This is a genomic window from Phenylobacterium sp., from assembly GCF_020402505.1.
GTDB lineage: Bacteria > Pseudomonadota > Alphaproteobacteria > Caulobacterales > Caulobacteraceae > Phenylobacterium.
On the sequence record NZ_JADBZL010000019.1, the window covers coordinates 24,072 to 43,887 of the forward strand.

Sequence of the window (19,816 nt, forward strand, 5' to 3'; positions counted from 1 at the left end):
CTGCCGTTCCGCCGACCCGCCGACTCCAGGCGGGCTAGGGCTGTTCTCCGGGTCTGACCACCGGGCTTGTCCCAGCGCGGATCAACCGAAGGTGAAAAGGTTCCCGTCGTCCCACCCGGAGCCTGGCGTTTCGCCTGTGACGAACGGCCTGCCGGCCCGGGGCCCGATCCTGAGGATCAGGAGGTCCATGGCTTCGACGGTTTGGGTGGAAACCGGGACTCCGTCTAGCGGCTCAGCCGGCAGTTTCCAAGGGGTTTTTCATACCTGCGACGACCCGGTCATGGGTCGACAGGTCCGGGAGGGTCTCCACTTCCACAGCGCCAGCCTGGCTGAACAGGTCCTCCACCGCCGCCTTCTGATCATAGCCGATTTCCACGAGGAATCGGCCCCCTGGCCTGAGCACGCGCAGAATCTCGGGCGCCAGGCGGCGATAGGCGTCCAGTCCGTCCGGTCCCCCGTCGAGGGCCAGGCGGGGCTCATAGACCCGGACCTCGGGGTCCAGGGTCTCGATCACCTGCGTGGCGATATAGGGGGGATTGGAGACCACGAGGTCGAAGTCGGCTTCCGCAAGACCAGCCGACCAGTCCCCGCGCAGCAGGGCGACTTGGCCCGACAGGCCCAGGCTGGCGGCGTTGTCGCGGGCGACGGCAAGGGCCTCTTCCGAGACGTCGACGCCAAGTCCCCGCGCCGCCGGCCGCTCCGCGAGTATGGCGAGCAGAATGGCGCCCGACCCGACGCCCATGTCCAGGATCCGGAAGGGCCGGCCCTCGGGAAAAAGTCGCAGGGCGTGATCGACGATGACTTCCGTCTCGGGTCGCGGGGTCAGGACGTGAGGCGTCACGCCGAGCATGATGTTCCAGAAGCCCCGGCGGCCCAGGATGTGGCTGACCGGCTCCCGTTGGATGCGTCGCGCGAGGTACTCGTCCAGGCGCGCGGTCTGTTCGGGGTCGAGTTCTCGATAGGGATCGCTCACGATGTCGGCGCGGGTCACGCCGCAGGCAGCCTCCACGAGGACCCGGGCGTCGATGACCGGTCCAGGTACGCCCGCCGCCTCCAGACGGGCCCGGGCGCTCTGCCAGGCCTGGAGCAGGTTCCGGCTCACTCCGGCTCGCCTGGGGTGCTGCAGGCGTCGCCCACCCGCACCGTGCCCCCGTGGGTGACCTGGACATAGATGCCGCAGTCCCGGTGGCCGTACTGTTCGAGGAGGTGCTCGACCAGGGGCAGGTCCTTCTTCGCGGTCTGCGGGTCCACCTCGGTGGCGGCGCAGCGGACGATCGGGGCGAAGACCGTCGCGCGGGCAAGGCCGAGCAGGAGGTTCTTTCCCTTCCAGTCGTTCTCCACCCAGGGCGGCCAGCCCTCGACATAGAGATTGGCGCGGAACCGCAGGGGATCCACGGGCTTGCCGATCCGGGCCTCCAGGTCGCGGACACTGGCGAGGTTGACGATGGAGATGTGGCCTGCGGGGTGGTCGAGGAAATGGTAGTCCGGGGCCTGCAGGACGCGGACCCCGTCCCGGGCGTCCTCGCCCAGGAGCCCTTCGACCCAGGCGCCGAAGCCTTCCCGCCCGGCTGCCGCCGCGAGGTCGCCGTGGAAGTCCGGCCGGCCGGGCGCCGAGGCCGAGATGTCCGAGCCCTGCACCCGCGTCCGGGCGGCGGCCACCACCGGGTGGGCGGCGAGGACGGCGAACTTCATCTTGGGGACCCAGGCCGGGGCGTCCGGGTCAAAGCCGGAGGGTCCGTTCTCGACCACCCAGCGCCGGTCCTGGGCGATGGCGCGGCCGGGAACCAGCTCGGCCTCGGACAGGGGCTCGGCCGAAAAGCCCTTCACGGGATAGCGGAACAGGCCGGTGATGAGGGCTTCCATCAGGCGAACTCCGCCTCGAGGCTGGCCAGACGGGCCGCTTGGTCCTCGGCGATCAGCGGGTTGATGATATCGTCCAGGGCTTCCCCCTCCAGCACCTTGGCCAGGTTGTAGAGGGTCAGATTGATCCGGTGGTCCGTGACCCTCCCTTGAGGGAAGTTGTAGGTGCGGATACGCTCGGAGCGGTCTCCGGACCCCACCTGGCTGCGGCGGGAGTCCGCCCGGGCGGCGTCGAGCGCCTCGCGCTTCATGTCGTAGAGACGGGCCTGCAGGACCTTCATCGCCCGCGCCCGATTCTGGTGCTGGGACTTCTCCGAGGAGGTCACGACGATCCCGGTGGGAATATGGGTGATGCGCACGGCGGAATCGGTCTTGTTGACGTGCTGGCCGCCGGCTCCCGACGACCGGTAGGTATCGATGCGCAGGTCCGCCTCGCGGATCTCGATGTCCACATCCTCCACCTCCGGCAGGACGGCGACGGTGGCCGCAGAGGTATGGATGCGGCCCCCGGCCTCGGTCTCGGGCACCCGCTGGACCCTGTGGACGCCGCTCTCGAACTTCAGTCGGCCGAAGACGCCCTCGCCGGTGATCGAGGCGATGATCTCCTTGTAGCCGCCGACCTCGCCCTCGGAGACGGAGTCAATCTCCACCCGCCAGCCGTGGAGGGCGGCGTAGCGCTGGTACATGCGGAACAGGTCGCCGGCGAAGAGCGCCGCCTCGTCGCCGCCGGTCCCGGCCCGGACCTCGAGGATGGCCGAGGCGTTCTCGTCCCGGTCCCGGGGCGCAAGCAGGAGCGCGACCTCGCGTTCAAGCGCCGGCAGGCGGGCCTTCAAGGCTTCCAGCTCGTCCCGGGCGAGGGCGGACATGTCCGGGTCGCCCGAGACAGCCATTTCCTCCAGTTCCGGCGCCTCCGCCCGTGTCTTCTCCAGGGAACGGACCGCTTCGACCACAGGCTTCAGTTCGGCGTGCTCCCGTGACAGGCGCACGATCTCCGCCCCATCGGAGGCGGCGGACATCCGGGCCTCGATCTCGTGAAAACGGCCGAGAACCTGGTCGAGTCGGGCTTGGGGAAGTCGCACGGGGCGGGAGTCTCAGGGAGGAGCGGAGCCCAGGCTTTTAGCCCGCGGCATCCGGCTTGCCAAATCCCAGGAGGCGCTCCGGCGGAAGTTGGGGCGGCTACGAGCGGGCCGCCCCGGATCCGGTCGGGATCAGACGCGAACGCCGGTCATGCTGGCGTTGCCGAAGGCGCCGAGCTTGACGTTGCCCGACAGGCTGTCGCCGCTGACGGTGGCTTCGAACTCCAGGGTCATGGGCATGGGGCTGGTGATGGCAGACGACCAGATCAGCTTGTCGCCGTCGACCTTGCCGGAAATCTCCTGGTCGCCCATGCGGCCGGTGGTCTTGCCGGTGAAGGTATCGCCGTTGGTGGTGATGGAGGCGTTCACTTCCTGAGCGCCCATCGGGGTGTTGATCGTGATCTTCCAGTTGCCGTCCGCAGACATGGCTCTCTCCTCTTTGCGAAGCGGCGCCTCATCGGGCCATGCGAGGCCTTGCAAGCGGCGCTTCCGTTCGCCATCGACGGACTCGCCGCGGCAGCCAGTTTAGGTGGGACTCAGGGACGCGCTTTCAAGTTCCGCGGCGCGGCGCTCCACCAACTCAACGATATGGTCGACCATCCGGTCGTTGTCCATCTTGTGATCGGCCTTGCCAGCCAGATAGACCATGCCCGAGCCCTTGCCGCCGCCGGTGAAACCGACGTCGGTCATCAGAGCCTCGCCCGGCCCGTTCACCACACAGCCGATGATCGAAAGGCTCATGGGCGTGGCGATGTGGGCCAGCCGGGCCTCGAGGGTCTCGACTGTCCGGATGACGTCGAACCCCTGCCGGGCGCAGGACGGGCAGGCGATGATGTTGACCCCTCGGTGGCGGAGGCCCAGGGACTTCAGCAGGTCGAAGCCGACCTTCACCTCCTCGACAGGGTCCGCAGCCAGGGAGACCCGCAGGGTGTCTCCAATGCCGGCCCAGAGGAGGGCGCCCATGCCGATGGCGGACTTAACGGTGCCGATCCGCTGGCCTCCCGCCTCGGTGACGCCGATGTGGAGGGGGCAGTCGATGGCCTCGGCCAGTATCTGATAGGCGGCGACCGTCATGAAGAGGTCCGAGGCCTTCACGCTGATCTTGAACTCGTGGAAGTCGTGATCCTGCAGGATGCGGGCATGGTCGAGGGCGCTCTCGACCATGGCGTCGGGGCAGGGCTCGCCGTACTTCTCGAGCAGGTGGCTCTCAAGGCTGCCGGCGTTGACGCCGATCCGGATGGAGCAGCCGTGGTCCCGCGCGGCCTGGATAACTTCACGCACGCGATCCGGGCTCCCGATGTTGCCGGGATTGATCCGCAGGCAGGCGGCCCCGGCCTTCGCCGCCTCGATGCCGCGGCGATAGTGGAAGTGGATGTCGGCGACGATGGGGACCTTCGACGCCTTGACGATCTGCGGCAGGGCGGCGGTGGAGGCCTCGTCCGGGCAGGAGACCCGCACGATGTCGGCCCCGGCCTCCTCCAGTTGCCGGACCTGGTCGATGGTCGCCGCGGCATCCGCCGTCAGTGTGTTGGTCATGGACTGGACGCTGATCGGGGCGTCACCGCCGACCTCAACGTTTCCGACCCGGATCTTTCGGCTCTTGCGGCGGACGATGGTGCGCCAGGGGCGCAGGGCATGGGTCTCGGACATGGTGACAGAATAGGGCGGCCAGGCGGAATTCCCAAGGCGGCTCAGGCGGGCGGCGGGCGCGTCAGGGCCGATCCGCGAGTTATTCCCGCCGGAAGCACACCCCGGGACCTGCCGTCCAGGTAGACGGCTATGACCCCTGCCTCCACGGTCTCAAAGGACAGGCCCGGGACAGGGTCGGTCCGGTAGGCTTCCCCAGCCGCAAGCTGCCGCGCAAACCAGGTCGACCGGTCCGGGCCCCAGACGATGAGGGTGGTGGGCCGTCGCGCCTGAAGGACCACCCGGCCAGCGGCGCCATGCACGCGCCCCCGGGGCGCGAAGGTCTCGCCCAGGTCAAGAAGCGTGGGATCCTCCGTCGCGATTAGGCCCTCGGGAAGCGCGGCGGACAGCTCCGCCTCCAGGCCGGGGGTCAGGTAGGGCGGTGGGGCGTTGGACTCCACCGGTGCGGGCAAGGGCGCGCCAAGGACCATCGCGCCGGTGGGAGCGGCCTCGACCGGCGCCGTGGCGACGATGCTGGCGGGCCGCCGCCCCTCTTCGTTGAGCGTTCCCCGCCGGACCAGGTTCCAGACGAGGATGGCCGACAGGATCATCAGGCCAGCGAGCATCATCAACCGCAGCCTGGGATCAGCCATGCGCCGCACCCCGACGGGCGGGCGAAGGGCGTCATTGCGATCAGGATCATCAGCCTTGAACCGGGCGATGGCCACGTCGCCGGGCAAACCCAGAGCCTGGGCGTAGGCTCGGATATAGCCGATGGTGAAGGGACGGCTGGGCAGATCCTTCAGGTGGAGCGCCTCGATAGCCTCCAGGTAGGCGGGCCGGATCCGCGTCAGTGCGGCGATATCGGCGACGCTGAGCCCACGGGCCTCCCGGATGGCGCGCAGGGCGTCGCCGACGTGCTCGCCATCCTGCAGGTCCGGTGCGGGCGAGGCCGTCCCGGCGTCCCTCTCACCTTCCTCAGCCATGATGGCGACGACCCTCCGAGCGCGTGTCGCCGATAGCATGGCGGAGGAGTCAGGCCAATTGCACCCCTGGACCCGGTCTCAGATCGCCAGGTAAAGCTTGCGGGCCAGGGTCTCCACCTCGTTGCGGATCGAGCCGGCGGCGCTGCGGATCAGGCTCTGGACCCCGCGTCGGGCAGCCGCTCGGTCGCAGGAGAGGACCATCTGCTTCACCGGCCCGATGCCTGCCGGGGGCATGGAGAGGGCCTCAAATCCCAGGGCCACAAGGACGAAGGCTTCGAGGGGACGGCCGGCCATTTCCCCGCAGACCGAGACCGGCGTCCCGGTTTCGGCGCAGGCCTTCTGGATCATCTCCAAAGCCCGAAGGGCCGGCGGAGAGAGGAAGTCGTACCTTTCGGAAACGCGGGGATTCCCGCGATCGGCGGCGAAGAGGTACTGCATCAGGTCATTCGTACCGACACTCACGAAGTCGGTCATAGGCAGAAGGGCGTCCAGGTGCCAGATCACCGAGGGCGCCTCGATCATGGCGCCCACATCCAGCCGGGCGGGCTCCGGCCGCCCCCTGCGGTTCGCCCAGGCCACCTCCTGGTCCACCAGGGCGCGCGCCGCCCGGAATTCATCCACGCTGGCGACCAGGGGGAACATGATCTTCAGCGGCCGGCCCCGGGCGGCGGCGATCAGCGCCCGCAGCTGGAGGCGCAGGAGGGCGGGCCGGTCCAGGCCCATGCGCACGGCCCGCCAGCCGAGGGCCGGGTTGTCCTCTCGCTCGGCCTCCATGTAGGGCAGGACCTTGTCGCCCCCGAGGTCCAGGGTCCGGAAGGTGACGGGCAGGCCGCCGGCTGCATCCATGACCCGGCTGTAGAGGGCGGTCTGGGCCGTCAGGCGCGGCATTTCCTCGGCGACCATGAACTGGAACTCGGTGCGGAAGAGGCCGATCCCCTCGGCCCCCGCCTCGCCCAGCATGTCCAGGTCGACGTCGAGGCCGGCGTTCATCAGGAGCTGGATCTTCGCCCCGTCCTGGGTGACGGCGGGCCGGTCCCGGAGCCGAGCGAACTCGGCGCGCCTCTGAAGGCGGACGTCGAGCCGGGCCTGGAGGGCCTTCACGACATCCGGGCGCGGCCGCAGGTAGGCCTCCGCCGTTTCGGCGTCGACGATGACGGTGTCGCCCTCCGAGACCTTGTCCCTCAGTCCCGGCAGGCGTCCGACGCAAGGAATGTCGAGGGCCCGGGCCACGATGGCCGCATGGCTGGCGGTCGATCCCTCTTCGAGGAGCAGGCCCTTCAGCCGCGTTCGATCATACTCGAGCAGATCCGCCGGCCCCAGGTTCCGTGCGATCAGGATCGCGTTCTCGGGCAGTTCGCGCGCCAGGCCGGCGTCGCCGGCAAGGTGCCTTAGCAGACGGTCCGCCAGGTCCTCGAAGTCATGGAGTCTTTCCCGGAGGTAGGGGTCCCTGGCTTGGCCCAGCCGGGCGCGGTGCTCGGACCGGACGCGCTCCACCGCCGCTTCGGCGGTGAGCCCGTTGCGGACGGCGTCCTCCAGCGAGCGCCGCCATCCGCGGTCGTGAGCGAACATCCGGTAGGTCTCGAGGACCTCGTAGGAGGCCTCAACCAGGCCATGCTGACCCTCCAGCATGCTGTCGATCTGAGCCTGCAGAGTCGTGATGGACTCCCTCAGTCGACTCTCCTCGGCGGCGACGTCCTCGGCGAGAAGGTCTGAGGGGGCCACCGGCGGCTCGTGCAGGACCGCGACGCCCAGGGCGAGACCCTCAGCGAAGCGCGCGCCCTTCAGTCGCTCGGGTTTCTTGGGCACCAGGTCGATGTTCTGGAGCGACCCTTCTGCCGCCAGTTCGCCGCCGGCCACCATCTCGGCCAGGACCATGGCGATGATCTGCAGGTCCTCGACCTCGTCCTCGGAGTAGACCCGCTCGGTCCGGTTCTGCACCACAAGGACGCCAATGACCCGGCCTCCCCGCAGCAGCGGCACGCCCATGAAGGCGTGGAAGGGATCTTCGCCCGTTTCCGGACGGTAGGAGAAGGCGGGATGATTGGGCGCATCGGACAGGTTGAGCGGTCGGCCCAGGCGCATGATCTCGCCCACCAGGCCTTCGCCCGGCTTCATGCGGGTCAGGTGCACCGCGTCCGGAGAGAGTCCCTCTGTGGCGAACAGCTCCATGTGCCCGTCCGCCTGGCGCATGTAGAGCGAGCAGACCTCCGCCACCATCGATCGGGCGATGATGCGCACCACCATGTCCAGGCGCGCCTGAACAGGTCCGCCGGAGGCGAGGGCCTCGCGGATTTGCCGGAGCAGACTGCGCTGCCCCCGCACGGCGAAACTGGCGGTCGAACTCGGCAATGGCTCCTCGCGTCAGGGGAGAAAACCTGTTTCCCGCCCGCCTTCTAGCAGGAAGGGGTGACAGAACGGAAAACAAATGCCCGTGCGGGGAGCGCTCGCGGATCAGGCGCCTGCTTTGTGGGCGCAGCCGGGCGTCAGGGACAGGACAGCGGCGGCGCCTTGGCGATTTCCGCCGCCGCCGCCTTTATGTCGGCCTGGTAGGCGGGGGTCGACGCCACCCGCTCGTAGACCGCAAGGCCCAGCATCCGACCCGCTGCGACGTCGCTCGCCCAGTGGACCCGGCAGTCCACCCGGTGCTGGCCGACCTCTGCGCCCCAGGCGCGGATGGCGTCCGCCCGGCCCGGGGCCGCGTCGGAGAGCACCAGGGCAAGCAGCCAGCCCAGCCCCGCATGCCCGCTGGGGTAGGCGTAGCCGAGCTTCTCCCCCTGACCGGCGGCCACCCGGGGATCGCAGGCGGGGCCGCCGTCCACGGTGAAGGGACGCGGCCGCTTCCAGGTCGACTTGGCCCGTTCCATGGGGCCGACGAAGTCGGCCGTGACCGAAGAGAACAGCTTCTGCACCGCAGGGGTCTTGTCCGCCGACACCTGGACGCCGACGGCGCAGGACAGGGTCTGCATGAAGTCGGCGTTGGGAATGCTCACCTCGCGAATCGCCGACTTCCAGGCCGGGCCGTCCACACCGGCGCGGGCGGCGGCGGCGGTCGTCCGGTCAAAGGCCTCCTGGCTTGAGCCCGGGGCAGGGGGCGGCGGCAGGAGCCGCACCGAGTCGATGGGCGGCTGGCCGATCAGATAGCCGCCCATGATCAGGTGAAGCAGGGAAAGGCCCAGGGCGTGGGGCATGACTCGGAACTCCTCGGATCAGGGTCGTCAGGGTAATCGCATTGTCGGGGGCCCGTCACCTCGTCATAGTCCGTGACTCAAGGCGGCGCCTGACCGCCCGGAGCCTATCGGGGGGGAGTCCCATGCGCTACCGGCTGGCCTTGATTGGCCTCGTTCTGATCGTTGCAGGATCCCTGCTGGCCTGGCGGGTGCAGACCTCAGGCGGCGTGGAGGTCCAGGAGGCCCGCTGGAGGACGCCTGAAGGGGCCGTCGTGTCCGGCCTGCTCTACAGGCCTCCCGGGCTCGAGGCGGGGCGCCGCGCGCCCGGCGTCCTGCTCAGCCACGGCTACATCAACACCCGGGAGATGCAGAGTCCCTTCGCCATCGAGCTTTCGCGGCGCGGATTCGTCGTCCTGGCGATGGACATGACTGGTCATGGCGGCTCGGGGGGCAATGTCGGCGCCGTGGGCTTTGGCGGGCCATCCGCCCTGACCTTCCTGCGGAGCCAGCCCTTCGTCGATCCTCAGCAGGTCGGCCTCGCCGGCCACAGTATGGGGGGCGGGCCGGTCCTCGCCGCCGCCCACGCCCAGCCCGACGGCTACCGCGCCGTGGCCCTCGTGGGATCCGCCCCGGGGCTGTTCGGTCCCCCTGACGAGGTCCGCCCGGACTTCCCGCGGAACCTCAACGTCGTCTTCGGCGGCCTCGATGAGTTCGCCGGTCTGATGTGGCGCTCGCCCCGCGGGACGAACCTGCCCGATGCGGCCAAGCTGAAGACAGTGTTCGGCGTCGATACCCGGGTGGAGCCGGGCCGGATCTATGGCGACCCCGCCCTGGGGACCGCGCGGCGTCTCGATCTTCCCCGCGTCACCCACCCCTGGGAACATTTCTCCGCCGGCGGGGTGACGCCCGTGGTCGACTGGATGCAGGCCCGGCTGGAGGGCGAGGGCCGTCCCCTACCGGCGCAGGACCAGGTCTGGTTCTGGAAGGAAGCCGGAACCCTGCTGGCGCTGGTGGGTGCGGGCGTCCTCCTCCTGGGCGCCTTTGAGATGGCCCTCAGCCTCCCCGGGTTGGGACGCCTGCGACGCAGCCCGGAGCCGGCGGCGGCGGTCCGCGGTCTTGGCGGCTGGCTGGCCCTCGGTCTGACGGCGGTGTTGCCCGCCCTGACCTACCTGCCCTTCATGAAGTTGGGCGCCCTCTGGCTTCCCTCAGCCCTGTTTCCCCAATGGGTCCAGAACCAGCTCCTGGTCTGGGCCCTCGCCAACACCGTCCTGGCCATTGTCATCGCTCTCTTCCTGAGGCGGGGCCGACCGGTGTTCAGCCTCGATATCCCGCGCTCCCTGGTCGCAGCCGTCCTGTCAGTCGGGGCCGTCGCTCTGGCTCTGGCCGCCGTTGACCGGCTGCTGCATGTTGACTTCCGGTTCTGGGTGCTCGGCTTCCGGCCCCTGACGGAGGCGCGGTGGCCGATCTTCCTGGCCTATCTGCCGCTCTGGACCCTGCACTGCGTAATCGTCGTGCGGAGCCTCTGCGCCCTTCTCGCGGTAGACGGGGAAAGCCGGCGGCTGACCTACCTGACCGCCGCGGGCGTCATGGGCGGCGGCTTTCTGGCCCTGGCCGTCCTGCAGTATGCAACCCTCTTCTCGACCGGCCTGCTGCTGACCCCGACCGAGCCGCTGAACGTGATCGTGGCGCTCCAGTTCATCCCCCTGCTGGCCTTTGTCGGCATGATCGCCGTCTTCACCTGGAGGCGGACGAACAGCTATCTGCCGGGCGGGCTGATCTGCGCCCTGTTTCTGTGCTGGTACGTGACAAGCGGTACGGCGAACCATTGGTCGCCGGACTATCCGATGACCTTCCCGCCCGCTGCACGGGACCGGTAGGTCGGCTCAGAGCTGGTCCAGGCCGTATGCGGCGTGCAGGGCCCGTACGGCCAGCTCGGTGTAGGCCGCATCGATCAGGACGGAGATCTTGATCTCCGAGGTCGAGATGACCTGGATGTTCACGCCCTTCTCCGCCAGGGCCCCGAACATGGTCTTGGCGACGCCCGCATGGCTGCGCATGCCGACGCCGATCACCGAGACCTTGGCGACATCCTCGTTGACCTTCACGTCCTCGAAGCCGATCTGGTCCTTTAGGCCGCGGACGATTTCGACGGCCCGGCCAGCGTCGCGCTTGCCGACGGTGAACTCCATGTTTGCCGTATCGGCGACCCTGGCGTGGCTCTGGACAATCATGTCCACGTTCACATTGGCGTCGGCCAGGGCTCCGAAGATAACAGAAGAGACTCCCGGATGATCAGGCAGGCCGAACAGGCTGATCTTGGCCTCGTCCCGGCTGTAGGCGACTCCGCTGACGATCCGCTTTTCCATGATCTCTTCCTCGTCGCACACTATGGTGCCCTGGCCCGGGGCCTCGCCGGGCTCGACAAAACTTGACAGGACCCGCACCGGCACCTTCTGAGCCATGGCGAGCTCGACGGACCGCGTCTGCAGGACCTTGGCGCCCAGGGACGCCATTTCGAGCATCTCCTCGTAGGAGATGCGCGCCAGCTTCCGGGCTCGGGATTCAATGCGCGGGTCCGTAGTGTAGACCCCGTCGACGTCGGTGTAGATGTCGCACCGCTCGGCCCGCACCGCGGCGGCGATGGCGACGGCGCTGGTGTCGGATCCGCCGCGCCCAAGGGTGGCGATCCGGCCAGAAGCGGTTACTCCCTGGAAGCCGGCGATCACCGCCACCTCGCCGCCATCGAGGGCGGCCGAAAGCTTCTCGGGGGGGATGTCGTCGATACGTGCGCGGCCGTGGGCGTCGTCGGCGACGATCGGCACCTGCCAGCCCATCCAGGACCGGGCGGAAAGGCCCATATTGCGCAGGGTCATGGCGAGGAGGCCTGCGGTCACCTGCTCGCCGGAGGCCACCACCACGTCGTACTCGTCGTCCGAGGTCGGCAGGCCCTCGGCGGCCGGGCCGGCGGCGTCGGTCCAGGCCACCAGCTCATTGGTCTTGCCGGCCATGGCGGAGACCACGACGGCGACGCGGTGTCCAGCCGCCACCTCGGCGGCCACGAGCCGCCCGACGCGCCGGATGCGCTCGAGGTCGGCGACAGAGGTTCCGCCGAATTTCATGACCAGCCGCGACATGGCTCGGAACCTGCACTCCAGACGGGAAAGACAGGCCTTCTAGCGACGGGGCGGGGCGGGGGCAACACCTGCGGGACGGGGCTTTCCCCTGTTCAGGGTGGCGGCGTCTCTGATATGTCCGCCACATGGCCGAAGCCCGTTCCAGCGTCGATCCCGCCGAAGTTGAGCGGTTTTCCAGGATCGCCGCCGAGTGGTGGGATCCGAAGGGCAAGTTCGCCCCCCTTCACCGGTTCAACCCGGTCCGGCTGTCCTTCATCCGCGAGCGGGGTCTCGCCCACTTCGGCCGTGACGGGGGAGACCGTCGCCCCTTCGAGGGCCTGCGCCTGCTGGATATCGGCTGTGGCGGCGGCCTGCTGTCCGAGCCCATGTCACGCCTCGGCTTCGACGTGACCGGGGTGGACGCCTCTGAGCGAAACATCGGCACCGCCCGCACCCACGCCGAACAGACCGGTGTTCCCGTCACCTACCTCTGCTCCACCGCCGAGGCCCTCGAGGCCGAAGGGATCGCGCCCTTCGACGTGATCCTCAACATGGAGGTCATCGAGCATGTGGCCGATCCGGGTGAGTTCCTGCGCACCTGCGGGCGCCTGCTGGCGCCGGGCGGCCTGATGATCGTCGCCACCCTCAACCGCACGCTCAGGGCCCTGGCCCTGGCCAAGATCGGGGCGGAGTACATCCTGCGCTGGCTTCCCGCCGGCACCCACGACTGGCGCAAGTTCCTGACGCCCGATGAGCTGCGCGGCTTCCTGGTGACCGAGCCGCTGGACATGCAGGGGCCTTTCGGGGTCAGCTTCGACCCGCTGTCGGGAGCCTGGCGCCTGTCGTCCGATTCCGGGGTCAACTACATGATGACGGTGACGCGCAAGTCGGGCTGATCCCGGCGCACCGTCCGGAGGGAGGGCGGCGCATGTTCGGATTGATGATGGACAGGCCCCTGACCCTGCCCTCCATCCTCGAGTACGCCGCCACCTGGCATCCGACGCGGGAAATCGTCACCCGCACGGTCGAGGGGCCCATCCACCGCTATGGCTACGGCGACGCCCTTGCCCGCGTGAAGCGCATGGCCAACGCCCTTCGGGACCTGGGGGTGGGGCCGGGCGATCGGGTCGCCACCCTGGCCTGGTCGACCCACCGTCACTTCGAACTCTATTACGCCGTCAGCGGCCTGGGGGCGGTGCTGCACACCATCAATCCCCGGCTGCATCCGGACCAGGTGGCCTGGGTGGCGAACCACGCCGGCGACTCCCTGCTCTTTTACGACATCACCTTCGCGGACCTGGTCGGCGAGATCGGCAATCGCCTCGAGACGGTGAAGACCGTCATCGCGCTCACCGACCGGGCGAGCCCGCCCACCGCCGCACCCGAGGGGACCCTGGTCTACGAGGACCTCCTGGTCGCGGCCGCCCCGGACTTCGACTGGCCTGATCTGGACGAGCGACAGGCCTCGGCCCTTTGTTACACGTCGGGGACCACGGGTAACCCCAAGGGCGTGCTCTATTCACACCGCTCGACCGTGCTGCACGCCATGGCGGTGATCCAGCCCGACTGCTTTGGCCTCGGCGCTGCCGACGCCATCCTGCCCTGCGCCCAGATGTACCACGCCAACGCCTGGTGCACGCCCTACGCTGCCCCCCTTGTGGGCGCCAAGCTGATCCTGCCGGGCCGACACCTGGACGGTCCTTCGGTCTGCGAGCTGGCGGTGGCCGAGCAGGCGACCTTCCTCCTGGGGGTACCGACCATCTGGGTGGGCGTGCTGGACCATCTCGACGGCGCCGGCCAGTCCTTGAACAGCGTCCGCACGGTCGCGGTGGGCGGCTCGGCCCCCACGGCCTCGCTGATCTCCCGGGTCCAGGACAGGCTGGGCGCAGATGTCCGCCAGATCTGGGGCATGACGGAGACCAGCCCCCTGGGTGTGATCAATACGCCTCTGGCCACCCATGCCGGTGAGACCACTGAGGCGGCGCTCGGCCGCAAGCAGAGGCAGGGGCGGGCCAACTGGGGCGTGGAACTCCGGATCGTCGGGGAGGACGGGGCCGTCCTTCCCCATGATGGACGTCAGTCCGGCGCCCTGCAGGTCCGGGGGCCGTGGGTCGCCTCGGCCTACTACAGGAACGACGGCGCCGAGGCCTTTGGCGATGACGGCTGGTTCGATACAGGCGACATCGCCGCCATCGACTCCGAGGGTTACCTGCGCCTGACCGACCGGGCCAAGGACGTGATCAAGTCCGGAGGAGAGTGGATCTCCACCCTGGACCTCGAGGATGCGGTCTCCTCGCATCCGGCTGTCGCCCTCGCCGCCGCTGTCGGCGTACCGCACCCGAAGTGGGACGAGCGCCCCCTCCTGCTGGTGGTGCTCCGCCCGGGGCAGGCGGCGGCCCCGGAGGCCCTTCGCGAGCACGTCGCCGCCCGGGTGGCGAAGTGGTGGGTTCCCGACGAGGTCCGGATCGTCGAGGCCCTGCCCATCGGACCGACCGGCAAGGTGTTGAAGCGCGAGCTGAGGGCGGGGTTGGCCGCAGGCTGAAAAGAGTCTGGCGCGCGTCGCCCCAAGGGCGATAAGGTCTCTCCCGATCCAGCCTCCAGGCTGGCGCGTCGTAAACGCCCGCAGGGGCGAGACTTGGGGAGATGCCGACATGAAGGCCGCCGTTCTGCGCGAAGTGGGCAAGCCGCTTCAGATTGAAGACGTCCAGATCAACAAACCCGGTCCGCGCGAGGTCCTCGTCCGCACCAAGGCCGCAGGTCTGTGCCACTCCGACCTCCACTTCATGGAAGGTTCCTACCCGCACCCGCTTCCCGCCGTGCTGGGCCACGAGAGCGCCGGCGTCGTCGAGGCTGTGGGCTCGGAAGTCCGCACCGTGAAGCCGGGCGACCATGTCATCACCTGCCTGTCCGCCTATTGCGGTCACTGCGAAAGCTGCCTGACCGGCCGGCTGTCGCTCTGCGTCAGCCCCGAGACCAAGCGCGACTCCGGGGATGAGCCCCGCCTGACCCAAAACGGCGCGCCCCTGCCGCAGTTCCTGAACCTGTCCTCCTTCGCAGAGTACATGCTGATCCACGAGCACGCCTGCGTTTCGATCCGCAAGGACATGCCCCTGGACCGCGCCGCCCTGATCGGATGCTCGGTGATGACCGGCGTGGGCGCCGCCATCCACACCTCGGGCGTGCGGCCCGGCGAGACCGTGGCGGTCATCGGCTGCGGCGGCGTCGGCCTGTCGGCGATCAACGGTGCGGCCATCGCGGGCGCGGGCCGGATCATCGCCGTCGACATGTTCGGCTCCAAGGACAACCTCGCCCGCGAATTCGGCGCCACCGACTTCATCGACGCCTCCAAGACGGATGCGGTGAAGGAGGTCCTGGAGATGACCCGCGGCGGCGTGCACCACGCCTTCGAGGCCATCGGCCTGTCCAAGACCGCCGAACAGGCTTTCAACATGCTGCGCCGGGGCGGCACGGCCAACATCATCGGCATGATCCCGATCGGCCAGAACGTGACCCTGCCGGGCGCGGCCTTCCTGGGCGAGAAGCGTATCCAGGGCTCGCTGATGGGCTCCAACCGCTTCCCGGTCGACATGCCCCGCCTCGTGGACTTCTACATGTCGGGCAAGCTCAAGCTCGACGAGATGATCTCGCAGCGCATCCGCCTCGACCAGGTCAACGAGGGATTCGCCGACATGAAGAAGGGCGGCCTCGCCCGTTCGGTCATCGTCTTCGACTGATCCCTTCCCAGAACCGGACCCGGGTCTCGCCTCATGGCGGGGCCCGTCTTCGGGGGCCGTTCAGATCAGGTCCAGCGCCTTCTCCGGGGGGCGACAGACGGCGACGCCTCGGGGACCATCCACCACGGGCCGTTCCACAAGGATGGGCTCGCGGACCATGGCGGCGGCGAGCTGGTCCTCGGTGACCCCGGTTCCGGTCAGGCCCAGGGCCTCGGCGGACGTACCCCGCTGGCGAAGGAAGGCCCGCAGGGGAAGCCCCGCCCGGGCGGCCAGCGACTTCAGCTGGGCTTCTGTCCAACCGGCCTTGAGGTACTCGACCACCCTGGGCTCGACGCCCCTCTCACGAAGCAGAGCGAGGGTGTTGCGGGAGGTCCCGCAGGCGGGGTTGTGGTAGATGACCACCTCGGACACGCTTGTCTCCCTGTTCACCAGTTGAAGGTGCGCCCGGCCTTCACCAGGGCGGTGTCGCTGTCCCCGAACGGTCGCTCTGACGGGCGCCTCGGGGGCAGGGGCTGAAGGCCGACCGGCCATCCCGACAGGCGGGTCAGGGTGCGGGCTTCGAGTGTCCCGGGGCCTACCGGCCGGAACTCGATGACAACCTCACGCGGCGGCGCCTGCAGCCGAATCCGGTTCCACACGCCAGGGGTGGTCAGGAGCGCGGCCGGCCGACCGTTCACGGTGGCCTCGGCCACCAGGGTGTTGCTGCGAAGGTCCAGGCTCAGCCCCCGGGCCTCAACCGGCGCCCGCAGAACAAGCCTCTGTCGGCCATCCGTCAGGCGCTCCATCGTCGTCTCGACCCCCTTCAGGGCGACGGACTTGACCGGTGTGGACCAGTAGGCGCCGCGCGCCACCAGCTCATCACGCGCCTTGGCGGGCTTTCCGCCTTCCCGGCTCAGGACGGAACGGCTCCAGCGCGAGAGACGGGGCTCCGGAGAGATAAGAAAGGCCTGTCCGGTATTCGCGTCGTGCAGGTGTTGGACCAAGGTGACTTCTGGATGTCGCTCAGTCCAGGGCGGGACCAGGCGCAGGAAGGCGGCGAGGGCGAGAGCTGTGGCGACGGCGCCTGCTGTAGCCAGCGCCATCCGCGTCTCGCCTATCGTGTCTTCGGGCTCTCCATGGAGCAGCGGCCAGAGGGTGAGGGCGGCCAGCCAGGCGAAGCCGGCGAGAAGGGCCGGCAGGTCGAGGCCGAGGAAGACTCCATGGGCATAACCCAGCAGCCAGGCTGTGACCGGCGCCCCGATCAGGACGCCCGCCACGGGCAGGCGCCAGCGGGACCGGGAGGCCCCGAGGTCCGTGGCCAGTGCGAGCAGGCCGGCGGCCAGCAAGGGCCAGGCAACCAGAAAGGCGGCGGTGGGCGCCACGACCTGAAGGACCGCCGCGCCGACCAGGGCGGAGAGCAGCACGCCCGTCCAGGCCGGGGCGACACGCACAGGAGGGCCGAAGGTCATCACGCCTGTGACGGCGGCGGCGATACCGAGGGCGACAGCGGCGAGGTCCCATCCGAACGGAAGGGCCGCTGCACCGGCCGCCAGGGCCAGAGCGCTGGCCTGCAGCCGGCTTCGACCTCGGGCGGCGAGGCGTGGCGCCAGGAGGAGGACGGCAAGGCCTATCAGCAGCAGGGCGACTTCCCAGACGCCCGCCCGGGCGAGGAGCGCCCTCTGCTCGAGGAAGCCGCCTCCACCCGCGGCGATGCGGCGGGCAAGGTGAAGCAGGGCGCCAGTCAGGAGCAAGAGATAGAGCCCTGCCCCCAACCCACGCACCACGCCGGGGGCGTCCAGGGCGCCGAGCCGACGGGCGTTCCGGACCGCCAGGGCGAGCAGTCCGGCGACGGCGAGCAGGATCGCCCAGCCGATGACCGCCGGATAGGCGACGAGGAGGTCTCCGGCGACGTGGGAGAAGACCTGGTCCGGTCCCTCCTCGGGCAGCGAGGGCGCCCGGGCGACCGACAGGGCTACGGCGGTCACCTGGTCGCCCATGTGCTGCAGGCTTCCAAGGTCGAGGTTGGCCGCAGTCGAGCTGGGCGCATGATAATCGAACTGGCGACCGATGAAGGCGAAGTTCAGGCCAGCGACCCCGGCGCCCCGGGCCACGGTGAAGTCCGTGTCGTTGGGCATGACCGAGTAGAGCAGGACGGCGAGGGATGAGGCGGTCGGTCGGCGCGCCTCCGCCTGCAGCAGGTCTATGGTCCCCTGGTTGTGCCTGCCCGTCTGAAACATCTGGACGAGTCCGCCGCCGCCGCGCGCCTCCATGTTGACGAGGAAGCCAATGCGCCGGGCAAGGGGATCGCCCGAAAAGAAGGCCTGGGCGCCCAGGAGCCCGGCTTCCTCGCCGTCGGTGATCACGAAGATGACGTCCCGCGCGGGGGGAGGGCCAGCCTTGAGGATTCTGGCGAGCTCGAGGGCGGTCGCGACGCCTGCGGCGTCATCGGCGGCGCCGGGCGAGTTCGGGACGCTGTCATAGTGAGCCATGATGGCCAGGGCCGGGGCCGACCGGTCCCTACCCGGCAGCACGCCGACGACGTTCTCGACGGCGCCTCCCAGGAAGACCGGTTGCGAAATCCGGTCAATGCGCCTGAAGCCAAAGTCGGGCCGGACCTCGGGAGAAAGGCCCAGGGCGTTCATCCGCAGGACGAGATAATCGCGGACCTGCGCATTCTCTGGGGAACCGACGGGGTGGGGCGAACGGGCGATGACGCCCACGTCGGCCAGGGCCCGGATGGCCGAGAAGGCCTCCGTCGGAGCGTCGGCAGGTCGGGGCGCCGGCGGACGCCCGGCCAGGAGGGCGAGGCCAAGCGCGACCGCGAGGGCCAGAAACAGGGCGATCAGCCGACTCATTTTCATTTCCCTTCCCCCCGGAACGGCGAGCAAATCTTAACGCTGCTCTTCCCGGAAACAAGAACGCCCGCCTTGCGGGCGGGCGTCCGGAAACTCGTCGCTCGGGCGGGTCAGGCTGCAGCCTGGCCCTCCATCGGGTCGCGGAGCACATACCCGCGCCCCCATACCGTCTCGATGTAGTGTTTGCCGTCCGCTGAGGCGGCCAGCTTCTTGCGCAGCTTGCAGATGAAGACGTCGATGATCTTCAGCTCGGGCTCGTCCATGCCGCCATAGAGGTGGTTCAGGAACATCTCTTTGGTCAGGGTGGTGCCCTTGCGGAGGGAGAGGAGCTCCAGCATCTGGTACTCCTTTCCGGTCAAGTGAACCCGGTGGTTGTTCACCTCCACCGTCTTGGTGTCGAGGTTGACCAGGATGTCGCCGGTGCGGATGACGGACTGGGCGTGGCCCTTGGACCGGCGGACCACCGCGTGGATCCGGGCGACCAGTTCGTCCTTGTGGAAGGGCTTGGTCATGTAGTCGTCGGCGCCGCCGCCGAGCGTCTTGACCTTGGTGTCGATCTCCGTGGTGCCGGAGAGGATCATGACGGGCGTGTCGATCTTTCCGACCCGGAGATTGCGGAGCACGTCCATGCCGCTCATATCCGGCAGGTTCAGGTCCAGCAGGATGAGGTCATAGTCATAGATCTTGCCCAGATCGACGCCTTCCTCACCCAGATCGGTCGTATAGACATTGAACCCCTCGGACTTGAGCATCAATTCAATGCTCTGAGCCGTTGCGCTGTCGTCCTCGATCAGCAGTACGCGCATACTCGCCTCCTTGCCCCTCTCGCTCCGGCCCTGATTCGCTTCTCGACAGAGCCCAGCAGCTTCACCCTGCCAGAGGGTTAATTTAAGAAAGGTTAACGTCGGTAACCTTGATGGCGAAATCGTTAACCCGCTTTGCGAATCACCGGCAAGCCTTCCCGGACCTGAGCGCCCTAGGTCGTGTTGAATCTTTTGTGATTGGACATTCGGGGCGAATGACTCGCGCCAGCCCGGACTGGCGAAGAGAGCACGAAGCCCCATATCCTTGCGGCGATAGGGTCGGCAGATGGGAGAGTCTCGTATGTCCTCGGATCTGGATGCTGATCCCGGTCCCGTGGTTCTGGCTGAGGCCGGGGCTGGCCTGTCCCTCGCGGACGGTCGCAGGGACCAGGACCTTTCCGCCCCCCTGGAGGCGCTTCCGCCGCAGCCCTTCAGCCTGACCGATGAGGTGCGGCTGCGGCCTGGTCGAAGCCTTGGCGCGGCGCTACTCGGCGGGGTGGCGCTGGGGTTCCTGATGGGGCGCACGCTTTGGCTTACGAAGCCGCCGCCCCAGCGTTTCTGACCCCTGCTTCACAACGGCCTCTTAATGACGGATTAAGCCTGTGGGAAACATGCTC

Annotated in this window: 17 protein-coding genes; 5 read left to right on the forward strand and 12 right to left on the reverse strand. The window is 68.8% G+C overall.

Translation table 11 applies throughout. The features are described from left to right. Positions 1 to 232: 232 nt before the first annotated feature. From prmC to IM632_RS01450, 8 genes are all read right to left on the reverse strand, one after another. Complete coding sequence (gene prmC, locus IM632_RS01415) at positions 233 to 1,102, reverse strand: peptide chain release factor N(5)-glutamine methyltransferase (RefSeq protein WP_296551946.1); 870 nt, start codon at positions 1,100 to 1,102, stop codon at positions 233 to 235. Continuing rightward, complete coding sequence (locus IM632_RS01420) at positions 1,099 to 1,863, reverse strand: MOSC N-terminal beta barrel domain-containing protein (protein WP_296480270.1); 765 nt, start codon at positions 1,861 to 1,863, stop codon at positions 1,099 to 1,101. Before IM632_RS01420 ends, prmC begins: the two co-directional genes overlap by 4 nt. Continuing rightward, positions 1,863 to 2,939, reverse strand: a complete 1,077-nt coding sequence (prfA, locus tag IM632_RS01425) for a peptide chain release factor 1 (protein ID WP_296480268.1) — start codon at positions 2,937 to 2,939, stop codon at positions 1,863 to 1,865. The genes IM632_RS01420 and prfA overlap by 1 nt, the downstream gene beginning before the upstream one ends. Before the next feature lie 129 nt (positions 2,940 to 3,068). Then, complete coding sequence (locus IM632_RS01430) at positions 3,069 to 3,362, reverse strand: hypothetical protein (protein ID WP_293513316.1); 294 nt, start codon at positions 3,360 to 3,362, stop codon at positions 3,069 to 3,071. 99 nt (positions 3,363 to 3,461) lie between these two features. Beyond that, positions 3,462 to 4,586, reverse strand: a complete 1,125-nt coding sequence (ispG, locus tag IM632_RS01435; RefSeq protein ID WP_296480266.1) for a flavodoxin-dependent (E)-4-hydroxy-3-methylbut-2-enyl-diphosphate synthase — start codon at positions 4,584 to 4,586, stop codon at positions 3,462 to 3,464. Positions 4,587 to 4,627: 41 nt separating this feature from the next. Then, on the reverse strand, positions 4,628 to 5,548 hold the full coding sequence (locus IM632_RS01440) for a helix-turn-helix domain-containing protein (RefSeq protein ID WP_296480263.1): 921 nt from the start codon (positions 5,546 to 5,548) through the stop codon (positions 4,628 to 4,630). Positions 5,549 to 5,626: 78 nt separating this feature from the next. Then, positions 5,627 to 7,897, reverse strand: a complete 2,271-nt coding sequence (gene ptsP / locus IM632_RS01445) for a phosphoenolpyruvate--protein phosphotransferase (RefSeq protein WP_296480261.1) — start codon at positions 7,895 to 7,897, stop codon at positions 5,627 to 5,629. A gap of 134 nt (positions 7,898 to 8,031) precedes the next feature. Beyond that, the gene (locus IM632_RS01450) at positions 8,032 to 8,736 is read right to left on the reverse strand and encodes a phosphatase PAP2 family protein (RefSeq protein ID WP_296480259.1); all 705 of its coding nucleotides are present in this window, start codon (positions 8,734 to 8,736) and stop codon (positions 8,032 to 8,034) included. Positions 8,737 to 8,858: 122 nt separating this feature from the next. Between IM632_RS01450 and IM632_RS01455 the strand changes: the two genes are divergently transcribed. Further along, positions 8,859 to 10,592 (forward strand): alpha/beta fold hydrolase, encoded by a 1,734-nt coding sequence (locus IM632_RS01455; protein ID WP_296497132.1) that lies wholly within the window; start codon positions 8,859 to 8,861, stop codon positions 10,590 to 10,592. Between the two features lie 6 nt (positions 10,593 to 10,598). On the opposite strand, the gene IM632_RS01460 is transcribed toward IM632_RS01455, so the two are convergent. Continuing rightward, a complete protein-coding gene (locus tag IM632_RS01460; RefSeq protein ID WP_296480256.1) occupies positions 10,599 to 11,849 on the reverse strand; it encodes an aspartate kinase in 1,251 nt (416 codons plus the stop codon). A gap of 125 nt (positions 11,850 to 11,974) precedes the next feature. Between IM632_RS01460 and ubiG the strand changes: the two genes are divergently transcribed. The 3 genes from ubiG to IM632_RS01475 all read left to right on the forward strand — a co-directional run bounded on the left by ubiG (position 11,975) and on the right by IM632_RS01475 (position 15,562). After that, complete coding sequence (gene ubiG / locus IM632_RS01465) at positions 11,975 to 12,724, forward strand: bifunctional 2-polyprenyl-6-hydroxyphenol methylase/3-demethylubiquinol 3-O-methyltransferase UbiG (RefSeq protein ID WP_296480254.1); 750 nt, start codon at positions 11,975 to 11,977, stop codon at positions 12,722 to 12,724. 32 nt (positions 12,725 to 12,756) lie between these two features. After that, positions 12,757 to 14,370, forward strand: a complete 1,614-nt coding sequence (locus IM632_RS01470; RefSeq protein ID WP_296480252.1) for a long-chain fatty acid--CoA ligase — start codon at positions 12,757 to 12,759, stop codon at positions 14,368 to 14,370. 109 nt (positions 14,371 to 14,479) lie between these two features. Further along, positions 14,480 to 15,562 carry a Zn-dependent alcohol dehydrogenase gene (locus IM632_RS01475; protein WP_293513298.1) on the forward strand — a complete coding sequence of 361 codons (1,083 nt, stop codon included), beginning with the start codon at positions 14,480 to 14,482 and terminating at the stop codon, positions 15,560 to 15,562. Between the two features lie 60 nt (positions 15,563 to 15,622). Here the strand turns inward: IM632_RS01475 and arsC are convergent, their stop codons facing one another. From arsC to ctrA, 3 genes are all read right to left on the reverse strand, one after another. Beyond that, positions 15,623 to 15,973 (reverse strand): arsenate reductase (glutaredoxin), encoded by a 351-nt coding sequence (gene arsC, locus IM632_RS01480; protein ID WP_293516183.1) that lies wholly within the window; start codon positions 15,971 to 15,973, stop codon positions 15,623 to 15,625. 14 nt (positions 15,974 to 15,987) lie between these two features. After that, a complete protein-coding gene (locus IM632_RS01485; RefSeq protein ID WP_296480248.1) occupies positions 15,988 to 18,396 on the reverse strand; it encodes a M20/M25/M40 family metallo-hydrolase in 2,409 nt (802 codons plus the stop codon). Between the two features lie 110 nt (positions 18,397 to 18,506). Continuing rightward, positions 18,507 to 19,202: a response regulator transcription factor CtrA gene (gene ctrA / locus IM632_RS01490; RefSeq protein WP_293513292.1), complete on the reverse strand. Its 696-nt coding sequence runs from the start codon at positions 19,200 to 19,202 to the stop codon at positions 18,507 to 18,509. 298 nt (positions 19,203 to 19,500) lie between these two features. Between ctrA and IM632_RS01495 the strand changes: the two genes are divergently transcribed. After that, on the forward strand, positions 19,501 to 19,761 hold the full coding sequence (locus IM632_RS01495) for a hypothetical protein (protein ID WP_296525196.1): 261 nt from the start codon (positions 19,501 to 19,503) through the stop codon (positions 19,759 to 19,761). Positions 19,762 to 19,816: the final 55 nt, after the last annotated feature.